Source organism: Arthrobacter ipis, assembly GCF_014694315.1.
GTDB classification, from domain to species: domain Bacteria; phylum Actinomycetota; class Actinomycetes; order Actinomycetales; family Micrococcaceae; genus Arthrobacter; species Arthrobacter ipis.
Window position 1 is genome coordinate 61,472 of the sequence record NZ_JAAOXD010000002.1, and the last position, 12,557, is coordinate 74,028.

The following is a 12,557-nucleotide window of genomic DNA, read 5'->3' on the forward strand; positions in this document are numbered from 1 at the left end:
TGAGGAAGGGTCCGGGAGAAGGCGACGAGACGTGAGGAAGGGTCCGGGAGAAGGCGACGGAAGGTGAGGGAGGGTTTGGACAGGTAGGGAGGGACCGCGCCGGGCTAGCCTACGTGGATGCCGGGGCGGCGGGCGGGGTCGGGCTCGTTTTCGCGGATGATTTCGCGGACCACAGGGGCGGTGTCGCCGCGGCCCAGCAGGAGGTAGCGCATGAGGTGGGCCAGCGGGTTGCCCTCGGCCCATTCGAAGTAGGCGTGCGGCCGGACTCCGGTGGCGTCGTGCAGGGCCAGCAGGATCGCGGCGATGGCGTTGGGCGCGGCCGGGCTGTTGGCGCGAAGGACACGGTGGCCGGCCACCTCGACGCCGCGCACCGTGAGCACCTCACTGAACCCCGACGGGTCCGTGACGTCGATCTCCAGGAACATCACATCGGCAGTGCCCGGCACGGGGTTGTTCTCCCGCTGCGCCGCCTCCTTCTCCGCGTACTCCTTGGCGTCCCTGGCCTGCGGGCGGTTGGCGATGATGTTGATGCGCCCGTCGTAGTCAATCGTGTCCGTCACGAAGCGGCGCGCGGCCTCGTCGAACTCGATCCGGTCCACCCGCAGCTCGGTGGTCCGCGAGACACGGGACACCAGCGACACCACCACGATGCCCAGGATGAAGAACCCGGAGATCGCCAGTCCGTCCGGCTTCTCGATCACGTTTTCCACGAGGGCGTAGAGCATCACGAGGGTCAGGACGGTGAAGCCGACGGCGGCCCCGCGCTTCTTCTTGCGCGCGGCGGAGATGCTCACGGCCACCGCGCCGGAGACCATCATGAACAGGATCCCGGTGGCGTACGCACCTGCCTGGGCGTTGACGTCGGCCTTGAAGCCGATGGTGATGAGGATGCTGATGGCCGTGTACACCAGGACCACGGGCCGCACCGCGCGGGACCAGTCGGGGGCCATGCCGTAGGACGGCAGGTACCGGGGCACGATGTTGATGAGCCCTGCCATCGCGGAGGCGCCGGCGAACCACAGGATCAGGACGCTGCTGACGTCGTACACGGACCCGAAGCCGTTGCCGAGCCGCTCGTGCGCCAGGTATGCGAGCGCACGGCCGTTGGCCGGCCCGCCCTCCTGGAACGCCTCGGCCGGGATCAGCACGGTGGTCACGAAGCTGCTGCCGATCAGGTACACGCTCATCACCACGGCCGCCGTCGTGAGGAGCTTGCGGGTATTGCGGATCCGGCTCTGCAGCGTCTCTTCCGGCGTGGACCCGGAAGCCTTCACCAGGGGCATCATGCTGACGCCGGTTTCGAAGCCGGAGAGGCCCAGCACCAGCAGCGGGAACGCCAGGATCGCGGGCCCGGCGATGTTGCCAAAACCGCCGCCAAAGGAGGTGAGCTGCGCCATCCAGGCGGCGACGGCACCCGGCTGGGTGACGGCGTCGTAAATTCCGGTGCCGATGATGACGGCGTTCAGGAGCAGAAAGACGCCCACCAGCGGAATGGCCACCGCCACCGCCTCGGAGAAGCCCAGCAGGAACACCCCGCCCAGGATCAGCAGCATCACCACGGTGATGGGGACGGCCTGGCCCTCCAGGAACGGCGGCAGGTACGGGTTCTCCAGCATGTGCACGGTGGCGTCGGCGGCGGACAGGGTGATGGTGATGATCCACGACGTCGCCACGAACCCGAGCAGCACCAGCACGAACACCTTGCCGCGCCAGAACGGCAGCAGGTTCTCGAGCATGGCCACGGATCCCTGGCCGTGCGGGCTCTCGTGCGCCACCCGCCGGTACATCGGCAGCATGCCCAGCAGCGTCAACGCCACAATGAGCAGCGTGGCCAGCGGCGACAGCGCACCGGCGGCGAGTGCGGCAATGCCCGGCAGGTAGGACAGCGTGGAGAAGTAGTCCACGCCGGTCAGGCACATGACCTTCCACCAGCTCTGCTGGTGTCCGGTGCCCTCCGCGGATTCCGGCCCCACCGGCTGGTGCACCTTGTGCTCCAGCAGCCAGCGTGTGAACGCGCCGCCGGGGCCGTTCTCCCGCTCGGGGTTGGGCACACTGGCCGGAACGGAGTACTGGGCTGGTGCGGTCATGGAGTGTCTTTCTGGATTTTGGGGAAGCTCTCGCCGCCGGGCCGCTGGAGAGCGGCGGGAGGTTCGACGGTCAGCGGCTCGAGGGTTGCGCCGTCGGACGGCGGGACGGTGTCCGACGGCGGGGGCTACTTCGTTGCTCTGATGAGCCGGTAGATCATGTAGCCGGTTGCGCCGATCCCGAGGATCAGCCACAGCAACGGGGCGCTTTGGGTCAGCATGGCAGGACACGGCCTTGCGTGCTTGAGGTGGCCACAGGGTCCTTCGATTCACATGGGCAGTTTGCTGATGACCACGGGAGCCTAGCACCGGCCGGAATCCGCAAAGCGCCAAAACCGGGGATCTTAACGCTTTCTTAACGCCTCCTTCTTCATACCGGCTGCAGGGAACACCGCGGTGGTAGCGTGACGCGTATGCGCGACGTTCCTGCCCCGAAGGCCCCGCCTGCGGCCGGAACGGACCGCAGGTTCAGCGGGTTGTGGGCCGGAGGCTCCAAAGTTTTCCCGCGCATCCTCAACGTCTTCGCCCCCCAGCACCCGGCCCAGGTGATCGTGCTCGGGTTCGCCGCCGCCGTCGCCGTCGGAACTGGCCTGCTCATGCTGCCCGTCTCGCGGAACGGCCCCGAGGGTGCGCCCTTCCTCGACGCCCTGTTCACGTCCACATCCTCGGTGTGCGTCACCGGGCTGGTTACCGTTGACACGCCGGTGTACTGGAGCGGCTTCGGCAAGGTGGTGATCATGGCACTGATCCAAATCGGCGGGTTCGGGGTCATGTCCTTCGGCACCCTGCTGGGGGTGCTCATGGCCCGCCGGCTGGGCTTGCGATCACGGCTGTCGGCGGCGGCGGAGACCAAGAGCACGGGCTTCGGTGACGTCCGCCGTGTGCTGCTCGGCGTGCTGGCCATCAGCCTCACCGTGGAAATTGTCCTCGCCGGCATCCTTGCCGCGAGGCTCGTCGCGGGCTACGGCTACGAGCCCGGGCGTGCGCTATGGCACGGCGTCTTCCACTCGGTGTCCTCGTTCAACAACGCGGGCTTCGCACTGTATACGGACAACCTCATCGGCTTCGCCGGGGACCCGTGGATCTGCCTGCCCATCGCGGCGGCGGTGATCATCGGAGGCCTCGGCTTCCCGGTGCTGTTCGAGCTGCGCCGGCAGTACCAGCGGCCCGTCCACTGGAGCATGAACACCAAGCTGGTCCTGGTAGGCACAGTGGTGCTCCTGGTCAGCGGGACCGTCTTCCTCACCGCCGTCGAATGGTCCAACCCGGCCACCCTCGGCCGACTGAACCCCGGTGAGCGCATTCTGGCCGGGTTTTTCCAGTCCGTCATTACCCGTACCGCCGGGTTTAACAGCGTGGACATCAGGCAGATGCACGAGGTGTCCTGGCTGGGCATGGACATCCTGATGTTCATCGGCGGCGGCCCGGCCGGCACCGCGGGCGGCCTGAAGATAACCACCTTCAGCGTGCTGTTCTTCATCCTGCTGACGGAACTGCAGGGCGGCACCGCCGTGAACATCTTCGGCAAGCGCCTGTCCCGCGCCGTGCACCGGCAGGCGATCACCGTGGTGCTGCTGGCCATCGGCCTGGTGATGGGCTCAACGATGTTCCTCATGATCATCACCGACTTCGGCCAGGAGCGGATCCTGTTCGAGGTGATCTCCGCGTTCGCCACAGTAGGTCTGTCCACCGGCATCACCGCCGCCATGCCGCCGGCCGGGCAGGTGGTGCTGATCCTGTTGATGTTCGTCGGCCGCCTCGGCCCGGTGACGCTGGGCGCCGCATTGGCGCTCCGGGAACGCCCGCTCCTCTACGAATACCCGAAGGAAAGGCCCCTCATTGGCTAAGAACTTCTTCTCCCGTTCCCCCGAATCGACGGCACAGGCGGACTCGGTGGTGGTCATCGGCCTGGGCCGCTTCGGCGGGTCGCTGGCGCTGGAGCTTGAGGCTCAGGGCACCGAGGTCCTGGGCATCGACTCCAACGAGGACACCGTCCAGTCCTACAACGGCCGGCTCACCCACGTGGTCCGGGCGGACTCCACCAAGGAGGAGGTGCTGCGCCAGCTCTCCGTCCACGAGTTCGACCGCGCCGTGGTGGGCATCGGCAGCGACATCGAGGCGAGCATCCTGACGACGTCGCGGCTGCTCACCTTTAAGAAGCCGCAGATCTGGGCCAAGGCCATCAGCGAACCGCACGCCGAGATCCTCAACCAGCTCGGCGTGGACCACGTGATCCGGCCCGAGCACGACATGGGCAAGCGGGTGGCCCACCTGGTCCGCGGCTCGCTGCTGGACTACGTCGAGTTCGAGGACGACTTCGTGATGATCCGCACCAGCCCGCCCACCGAGGCCCGCGACCGTCCGCTCGGCGTGCTGGGCCTGCGCGACAAGTACGGCATCACCATCGTGGCGGTCAAGCGGCCCGGCGGCATCTGGGGCCACACCACGGCGCAGACCGTCCTGTACGACGACGACCAGATCATCGTGCAGGGCAGCAAGACCCAGGCGGAACGGTTCAGCAACCTGCCCTGACGCTTACCGAGTGGCCGGCGCCTCAATAAAGACCACCTGGCTCAGGCTTCTGACAGGCCCTCGCCTCCGGGCGGCAGGTTTGCCGACGGCGTTAGCCGGTATCCCGGCGTCGGCCGCCCTGGGCTTGCCGGTACCGCTGGAATGCACGACGGCGCTGGCCACCTTTCCCGTTTGGACCCGCCGCACGCTGAGCTGCTCAAGGTCCAGCAGCCGGCGCGTGCCGGTCCGGGCGTCGATGATCCAGAACAGGTCGATGTCCCGGAACGTGCTGCTCACGGTCCCCCGGTGAGCCAGCCGCCCCCGGTGCCAGGCCTCGATCTCGTCGCCTACAGCCAGCTCCGCGCCGGACCGCACTTCAAGCTCCACAACTTCGTTCACAGCCGGTCCCCCTCCATTGGAATGTTGATGGGACCAGCCTGCACCAGGATGTTTTCTAAAACGTTTCGAGTTAGTGCTGGGAGTGTGTCCGCGCTGTTTCCGGCTCCGCCTGCGAGCGCACTAAGCCGGCACGGCCGCCGGGATCTATACGGGACGGCAGGAGCGTTGCGGCCCGGTCGCCGATAAACTAAGAGTGGCCGCCGCGGCAGCAGGCCGCCCCGGCTTTCCCGTACAGGAGGTCACGATGGGTTTGGGTGACAAGATCCACAATGCCGCCGAAAAACTCCACGGCAGAAGCAAAGAAGCAGCCGGACGCGCCACCGGTGACAAGCGGCTCAGGGCTGAGGGCAGGGAGCGCCACATCAGGGCTGACCTCAAGCAGGCTGGCGAAAAGGTGAAGGACGCCTTCAGGAAGCACTGACCAAGGTCCCGCTTCAATGCTCGAGGCCCTGTCCGGTAAGAGCGGACAGGGCCTCGTCGCGATCGGCACTCGCTCACACCGGCACGACCCCACGACCGGCACGCCCCCACGACCGGCACCGCGAGGACGCGGCCCACCCGGGGCGCAGGGGCTCAGTCGGTGAAGGTGTCCTTGGCGATCATGATCGCTGTGATGGCTTTCGGCCAGCCGGTGTAGAACGCGAGGTGGATGATCGCCTCTTTGATCTCGTCTTCGGTCAGGCCGTTCGTCCGGCCGAGGGAGATGTGATAGCCGAGCTGCTCGCTGTTGCCGCCTGCAACCAGGGCAGTGATGGTCATCAGGCTGCGGTCGCGGGGCGACAGCTCGGGGCGTTCCCACAGGTCGCCGAAAAGCACGTCGTCGGTGAGCTGCGCGAGCTTCGGGGCAAACTCGCCGAACATCTTCTGGGCGCCGGACGGTTCGTTCTCAGTCATGAGTTTTTCTCCTGCCTTTCCTACTTCGCCGCCGTGCGGGGGCCGTTGTATTCCTCGTCGGTGACGTGCTCGAACCAGCCGCCGTCAGCCGGGTCACCGCCGCTTTCCAGCATGGCCAGGTGCTCCATGTAGCTGTCCGGGGCGGCTCCATGCCAGTGCAGTTCTCCGGGTGGCGTGTAGATGGTCTGGCCGGGGTGAACCTCGAAGAGCTCCCCGCCCCGGGACTGCACCAGCCCGGTCCCCTCGGTGATGTGCAGGGTCTGGCCGTTGGAGTGGCTGTGCCAGGCAGTGCGTGCACCGGGGGCGAAGCGCACCTTGGCCACCACCATGCGCTGGCCGTCGTTCTGCGGGCTGGCGATCATGTCCAGCCACACGTCGCCGGTGAACTGCTCGGGCGGGTTCTTGACGGTGGGCGGCTTGGGCGTAATTTCCACGGTGAGTCTCCTTCTTGTTCGTCTTCAAGCACCAGACAACCGCAGACAGGACAGGTAAGGGAGTCACTGTTCTTAGGGGTACCGGCAGGGACTCCCTCACCTGGCCGGAATGCCCCTAGCGTTATAGGCATGGACAACCGCACCGAAATCCGCGACTTCCTTGCCTCCCGCAGGGCGAGGATCACCCCGGACCAGGCCGGCCTGCCAGACTACGGCGGCAACCGGCGCGTGCCTGGCCTGCGCCGCGGGGAAGTTGCCTCCCTGGCCGGGGTCAGCATTGAGTACTACACCCGCCTCGAACGCGGGAACCTCGCCGGAGCCTCCGATGACGTGCTGGAGGCGGTTGCCAGGGCACTGCAGCTGGACGAGGCCGAACGAGAGCATCTGTTCGACCTTGCCCGCGCGGCCAGCGCGGGAGGCAAGGCCCGCCGTCGACCTGCCCGGAAGCAGACGGTCCGCCCCAGCCTGCACGCGATCCTTCACGGGATGACCGGCTCTCCGGCCTTCGTGCGCAACGGGCGGCTGGACATCCTGGCCATCAACAACCTGGGGCGGGCCCTGTATTCGGAGGCGTTCGGCCGCTCGGAGCAGCAGGTCAACCTGGCCCGGTTCTGCTTCCTCGACCCGCGCGCCCTCACGTTCTATCCAACGTGGGAAGACTCAGCCAACACCACCGTGGCCCTGCTGCGCACCGAAGCCGGCAGGGACCCGTACGACAAGGCCCTGCAGGACCTCATCGGGGAACTGTCCACCCGCAGCGATGAGTTCCCCATCCGGTGGGCAGCCCACAACGTCCGCCTGCACCGGACCGGCTTCAAACACTTCCGCCACCCGGTGGTGGGCAACCTCGACTTGGCCTTCGACGCCATGGACCTGCCGGCCGACCCCGGACTGACGCTGACCGCTTACAGCGCGCAGCCAGGCTCGGCCGAAGAAGACGCCCTCAAACTGCTGGCCAGCTGGGCCGCGAGCCAGGAGCAACCCGCGGCTGGCTTGTCACGGCAGGCCACCCTGGAGCCTAGGCCCGCCAACGGATAACATCCCCTACACAGGCGAGATTAGCTGTACGGGATTGACGGATCGGTCACCGAACGAAAGTGCATTCCATTGGCAACGCGAGACACATATTCAATAGGCGCGCCGTGCCGGGTGGACACGTTCCAGCCGGATCCGCGGGCCGCCATGGACTTTTACGGCCCACTCTTTGGCTGGAGTTTCGATGATCCAACATCGATGCCAGCCCAGCTCGAGGGCGAGTACTTCGCTGCGCGCCTCGGCGGGCGGCTGGTTGCCGGGATCGGCCAGGCCCCTCCGCTGTCACCGCCGGTGTGGAACACCTACGTACGCGTCGACGACGTCGCGCAGACACTCGCTCGTGCGGAGCAGGCGGGAGGCACCCTGCTGGCAGGGTCGTTTGGTGCCTGCTCGGATGGCCGCCTTGCTGTGGTCGCCGACGCCACCGGCGTCCCGTTCAGCCTGTTGCAGGCTGGCGACAGTGACGGCGCTCGGGTCTTCGATGAGCCCAATTCTTGGGCGATGAGCTCGCTGCACACAACTGATGCCGATCGAGCGCGGGACTTCTACGGCGCCTTGTTCGACTGGGAACTCGGGCCGGTGCCGGGGGCCGCCTTCTCCCTGTGGCGGCGCTCAGGCGAAGTCGTGGCGGTCATGACGGCGACCGACGGGGCCGTTGTCCCGCCGCACTGGAGTGTGAACTTTGCTGTCCGCGACGCCGACTCTACCGCCGAGCACGCGATGGCCTTGGGCGGCACCGTTCTGATGGCGCCGATGAACACGCCTGGATTTCGCAATGCTGTCATTGGCGACCCGCAAGGTGGCTTCATCGCAGTCAGCGCAGCCGTCAGCTGAGCGGGTCGCGCCCTTCGGCATATCAAACGCAGGAGGCGTTAAAAAACCGTTAAGATTCCGCCGCGCCTGGTGGAAATGCTGTTGGACGAAGTGCTGCACAGTACCCTTGATCCATGCCGTCCTGCGATGGCCCCCAACACCGCAGGGCGGCATTTCCATGCCTTCAGGGCGAGGGCATGCCGTGGCGCCCAAAAGGGCCGCTCGATGTGGCTTCCAAGCGGCCGTACTTGGCCAAAACGATATGCAGTGGGGTGGATCCGGCAAGGCGGAAACGGCGTACGCTCATTGATATATGAGTGCCCCAGCAAAGCCGTGTGAACATGCATCATCTAAGTAAATTGGCTGTAATAGGAGCCTCGCTTTTGCTCGCTCTGTCTGCAGCGGGCGGCCCGCCCCAAGCCGCAACAAACAAGTCCCTTTCAGCAGCAAGGGCCGAGTTCCTGCCCGCAACAAGCCAACCTCCAACAAGCCAGCCCGCAGCTGTCCCCCGTGCCGTCCCCGAGCCCGCCGCCCGCCATACTGCCGCTGCGGCACCCACTCCGGCGCAGCAGCTCGCCCGGCTCAGCTTGGCGCAGCGCGTCGGCCAGCTGTTCATGGTGGCGGCCACTGCCACCGGAGCGGACGCCAACACCATGTCCGGCCTCACCAGGTTTCACGTCGGCAATGTGTATCTCGCAGGGCGCAGCCGCGCGGGCACTGGGGCGACGGCCGCCGTCGTTCGCCGGATGACGGCAACCGTGTCTGCGGCCACCACCGGCGGCATCCGCCTTGCCGTGGCCACCGACCAGGAGGGCGGCTTCGTCCAGGTCCTCGGCGGCCCGGGTTTCTCGACCATTCCGACAGCACTTTCCCAGGGGACGCAGACGACGGCGGCCCTCCAGGCTAACGCGCGTGTGTGGGGAAGCCAGCTGCGCGCGGCCGGGCTCACCATGAACCTGGCGCCGGTTTTGGATACGGTGCCGAGCAGGCAATTCGCCCCGCGCAACGCGCCCATCGGGTTCTTTGCTCGCGAATACGGGTTCACGCCGCAGGCGGTCTCAACCCACGGCGGCGCCTTCGCAGCCGGCATGCGACAGGCCGGCATCGCCCCCGTCGTCAAGCATTTCCCCGGCCTGGGCCGGGTTACCCTGAACACGGACACCACCCGGAACGTGAAGGACACCGTCACCACACGCACCGACCCGTACCTGCTGCCCTTCAGAACAGCAATCCAGGCGGGCACCCGGTGGGTGATGGTCTCGAGCGCCTACTACACGCGCATCGATGCCGGCCACATCGCGCCGTTCTCACCGCTGATCATGCGGACGATGTTGCGCTCGGACCTGCACTTCACCGGCGTCGTCCTGTCTGACGACCTGTGCAACGCGGCGCAGCTGGCGCCGTGGGCCCAGGGCACCCGGGCCACGAGCTTCATCCATGCCGGCGGAACCATGCTGCTGTGCGCCAACCCCCGCGCCATTCCCGCCATGTACACCGCGGTGCTTCAGCTCGCCCAGCACAACCCTGCCTTCGCCGCGGAGGTCAACGCCGCCGCGCTGAAAGTGCTCACGGTGAAGGCCGGGCATTAGGGGAGAGTAGTAGGTCGGGTGACGGTGTGGCCCGCCTCTGGCTGCACGTTGGTGGATTCAACAAAATGGGCCGCTTGAGGCGGCTTCGAAGCGGCCCTTTTTGGTAATTCGACGCAGGGCGCAGAACGCAGGAAGCGCGAACGGACACTTGGCGCCCTCGTCTTAAGGGGCTCAAGTGTCCGTTCGCGCTCAGCTGTTGTCTCTGTCGAAGCCGCGCTAGCTGAGCGCGGGCACCTGCACCTGGCCCGGCTTGAAGCGTGCGCCGAAACCGGGGGCGGCAGGCACCTCGATCCTCGCGTGCGTGTGCACCTCGGAAACCGTCGCCTTCGTGTGCTCGGCGATCTGCTCCAGGGTGGTCACCCACATGCCGTCCATGCCCTTGACCCGCTCGATCAGCCGCTCCAGGGCCACGGCTTTCGACGGCCGGCCCGAGATGAACGGGTGGTTCGTGAGCACGAAGCAGCTTCCCTGCGAGTGGTGCGCCTCGGCCTCCAGGGTCCACATCTCCAGCACCTTCGCGGGGCTTTCGATCACGCCGCTGCCGGTGACGCCGGGGTAGAACGCGTACTGCTCCCAGTCGTCCAGGGTCCAGTCCACGGGGATCTCCACGATGTCGCGGTTGTCGCCGGCACCGGAGGGAGAACCCGAGGCGACAGACATCCGGTACGGTGCGTCGCCGTCGAGCAGGCTCGAGTCGTAGAGGAAGCCGCGGTCCGCGAGGAGCGCCGGCGAGTGCCAGTTCAGTTCCCACCACGGAGCCCGGTAACCCACCGGACGGATTCCGGCGACCTTCTCCAGCGCTTCCAGTCCCCGGTCCATGTAGCTCGCCTCGGTGGTGGCGTCGATCCCCTGCATCGGTTCGTGCAGGTAGCCGTGGTGGGCAACCTCGTGGCCGCCGTCGACGATCTGACGCACCACGTCGGGGTAGCTTTCGGCGGTGAACCCGGGGATGAAGAACGTTCCGCGGACCTCCTGCCGCGCCAGGATCTGCAGGAGCCGCGGCACCGCCACCTTGGGCCCGTACGACTGATGGCTCATGAGCGACATCCGCCGGGTGCTGGTGGGGTCGTGCGCGATGACGCAGGATTCGGCGTCGACATCGAAGGTGAAGGACGCTGCGGCGGTGAAGCCGGCCGGCCAGGTGATGGGGTGCTGGGAATCCGCGAAGGCGCTGGGGCTCATGCCGGGGTTCCTTTCGTCAGAGGGCGAAGTGGAGAGGTACAGGAAGGGTTTAGAGTTCGACGGCGGGAACCGGCTGGGGTGCCTCGGCGGCAGGTGCGTTGACACCGGAGGCGGTGCCGCCGTCGGACGTCACGGTTAGGTATGGCCGGTGCAGCCGCGGGCCGAGAACCGCGTAGACGGCGGCGCTGGTGAGGCCGCCGGCCAGCCAGGAGAGATCCCAGCCGCCCAGGGCAACAGCGATGGGGCCCTGCATCACCGGAACCAGACCGTACATGAACAGCCAGGTGGCAAAGATGCCGGCGAGCAGCGACGTTACGCCGGCCCAGTTGACCACGGGCAGTCGGCGGGTGCCGACGCCGTCGAACAGCCGTTCCACGTTGCCGGGCCAGCGCTTCTCCAGCCAGAAGAAGTGCACCAGCATCACGCCGCCCCAGGCAGCCACCCAGGCCACCAGTCCGATCAGCCAGGCGTCCAGCACCGAGGCGAAGTCCTCCTGGAAGATGAAGAAAACGACGGCGATGAGCGAGAAGACGCCGACGAACAGGTTGAGCTTGCGGCGGCTGATGGTGATGTCGAGCGCCTGCGTGGCCACCGAGAAGGTGTAGATGTTCAGGATGTTCGTGGCGATGGGCCCGTGCAGCACCATCAGGAGGACGGGCAGCGCCATGGCACCGAAGTTCTGCACGATGAGCTTGCCGGGGTCAACCTCGCCGCTGTTGGTGGCCAGGCTGGCGCCGAGGACGCCGAGCCAGACGACGGGGATGAACTGGCCCAGGACCGAGGCCAGGTAGACCTTCTTCTTGGGCACGGTGGTGCTGACGAAGCGTGAGTAGTCGGCGGCGTAGGTGAACCAGGTGATGCCCCAGCCGATGCCGATGGCAGTCATCACGGCGCTCATGGCGGCGATCCGCTCCGAGCCTTCCAGGATGTTGCCCGCGGGGCCGGCGTAGGTCCAGTCGATCTTGAGGCCGAACCACGCGACGGCGGACATGACCACGAGGATGATGATGGTGGGCGGCACGGTCCATTTTTCGAAGGCGGCGATCGCCTTGTAGCCGAACCACGCGATGGCAACCTGGGCGGCCATGATGAACGTGGCGACGCCGATCTTCCAGGCGTAGTTGTGGGCAGCAGGATCCACCCAGCCCAGCGTGCCGAACAGCGCCATGACCAGGTCGAGGATGATCCAGGTGTTCACGGCGCACCAGCCCACCACCAGCAGTGCCTGGATGGCGGCCGGCAGGTAGTTGCCGCGGCGGCCGAACGCGGCGCGGGCCAGGACCATGCCGGTGGCGCCGGTCTTTTGGCCGAGCAGGACGAAGCAGCCGAAGAGCAGCATGCCGATCAGGTTGCCCAGGACCAGGACGGTAACGGTGTCGGCGAACCCAAGGCCGAGGTTGATGCCCAGGGCGCCGAGGACCCAGTTGATCGGGGCGAGGTTTGCGCCGGCCCAGATCCAGAACTGGCCGGACACCTTGCGGGTGCGCGCGGATTCGGGAATGGGCTGGAGCCAGGCTTCGACGTCCTCGGCCTGCTCCATTGCGGGCCCGGACTGCGGTGTTGAGGAGTTGTGCATCGGAAAAGCCTCCGTGTGAGGAAGAAGAGCCTCCGTGAAG

Annotated in this window: 12 protein-coding genes; 6 read left to right on the forward strand and 6 right to left on the reverse strand. The window is 66.9% G+C overall.

The window, feature by feature from the left end; all coding sequences use genetic code 11:
- Nucleotides 1–104 precede the first annotated feature (104 nt).
- Nucleotides 105–2,087 carry an APC family permease gene (locus G9E11_RS05745; RefSeq protein ID WP_190603766.1) on the reverse strand — a complete coding sequence of 661 codons (1,983 nt, stop codon included), beginning with the start codon at nucleotides 2,085–2,087 and terminating at the stop codon, nucleotides 105–107.
- Between the two features lie 410 nt (nucleotides 2,088–2,497).
- On the opposite strand from G9E11_RS05745, the gene G9E11_RS05750 reads away from it, so the two are divergent.
- Both G9E11_RS05750 and G9E11_RS05755 read left to right on the forward strand, forming a co-directional pair.
- A complete protein-coding gene (locus G9E11_RS05750; RefSeq protein ID WP_194717942.1) occupies nucleotides 2,498–3,931 on the forward strand; it encodes a TrkH family potassium uptake protein in 1,434 nt (477 codons plus the stop codon).
- On the forward strand, nucleotides 3,924–4,616 hold the full coding sequence (locus tag G9E11_RS05755; protein WP_111905044.1) for a potassium channel family protein: 693 nt from the start codon (nucleotides 3,924–3,926) through the stop codon (nucleotides 4,614–4,616). Before G9E11_RS05750 ends, G9E11_RS05755 begins: the two co-directional genes overlap by 8 nt.
- A gap of 3 nt (nucleotides 4,617–4,619) precedes the next feature.
- On the opposite strand, the gene G9E11_RS05760 is transcribed toward G9E11_RS05755, so the two are convergent.
- Nucleotides 4,620–4,994, reverse strand: coding sequence for a hypothetical protein (locus G9E11_RS05760; RefSeq protein ID WP_190603768.1), 375 nt, complete (start codon nucleotides 4,992–4,994; stop codon nucleotides 4,620–4,622).
- Nucleotides 4,995–5,238: 244 nt separating this feature from the next.
- Between G9E11_RS05760 and G9E11_RS05765 the strand changes: the two genes are divergently transcribed.
- Nucleotides 5,239–5,415 (forward strand): CsbD family protein, encoded by a 177-nt coding sequence (locus G9E11_RS05765; RefSeq protein ID WP_190603770.1) that lies wholly within the window; start codon nucleotides 5,239–5,241, stop codon nucleotides 5,413–5,415.
- A gap of 152 nt (nucleotides 5,416–5,567) precedes the next feature.
- Here the strand turns inward: G9E11_RS05765 and G9E11_RS05770 are convergent, their stop codons facing one another.
- A complete protein-coding gene (locus G9E11_RS05770; RefSeq protein WP_190603772.1) occupies nucleotides 5,568–5,888 on the reverse strand; it encodes a carboxymuconolactone decarboxylase family protein in 321 nt (106 codons plus the stop codon).
- Between the two features lie 20 nt (nucleotides 5,889–5,908).
- Nucleotides 5,909–6,322, reverse strand: coding sequence for a (R)-mandelonitrile lyase (locus G9E11_RS05775; RefSeq protein ID WP_190603773.1), 414 nt, complete (start codon nucleotides 6,320–6,322; stop codon nucleotides 5,909–5,911).
- A 129-nt stretch (nucleotides 6,323–6,451) separates the two neighbouring features.
- Here G9E11_RS05775 and G9E11_RS05780 point away from each other — a divergent pair, with 129 nt between their 5' ends.
- From G9E11_RS05780 to G9E11_RS05790, 3 genes are all read left to right on the forward strand, one after another.
- On the forward strand, nucleotides 6,452–7,360 hold the full coding sequence (locus G9E11_RS05780) for a helix-turn-helix transcriptional regulator (RefSeq protein WP_190603775.1): 909 nt from the start codon (nucleotides 6,452–6,454) through the stop codon (nucleotides 7,358–7,360).
- Nucleotides 7,361–7,471: 111 nt separating this feature from the next.
- Complete coding sequence (locus tag G9E11_RS05785; RefSeq protein ID WP_311764311.1) at nucleotides 7,472–8,191, forward strand: VOC family protein; 720 nt, start codon at nucleotides 7,472–7,474, stop codon at nucleotides 8,189–8,191.
- A gap of 362 nt (nucleotides 8,192–8,553) precedes the next feature.
- On the forward strand, nucleotides 8,554–9,759 hold the full coding sequence (locus G9E11_RS05790; protein ID WP_246468765.1) for a glycoside hydrolase family 3 N-terminal domain-containing protein: 1,206 nt from the start codon (nucleotides 8,554–8,556) through the stop codon (nucleotides 9,757–9,759).
- A gap of 216 nt (nucleotides 9,760–9,975) precedes the next feature.
- Here G9E11_RS05790 and G9E11_RS05795 read toward each other — a convergent pair whose 3' ends face one another.
- Together G9E11_RS05795 and G9E11_RS05800 are read right to left on the reverse strand one after the other, a co-directional pair.
- Entirely contained in the window at nucleotides 9,976–10,941 is a 966-nt protein-coding gene (locus tag G9E11_RS05795; protein WP_190603781.1) for a polysaccharide deacetylase family protein, read from the reverse strand.
- Between the two features lie 49 nt (nucleotides 10,942–10,990).
- Nucleotides 10,991–12,517, reverse strand: a complete 1,527-nt coding sequence (locus G9E11_RS05800) for a purine-cytosine permease family protein (protein ID WP_190603782.1) — start codon at nucleotides 12,515–12,517, stop codon at nucleotides 10,991–10,993.
- Nucleotides 12,518–12,557: the final 40 nt, after the last annotated feature.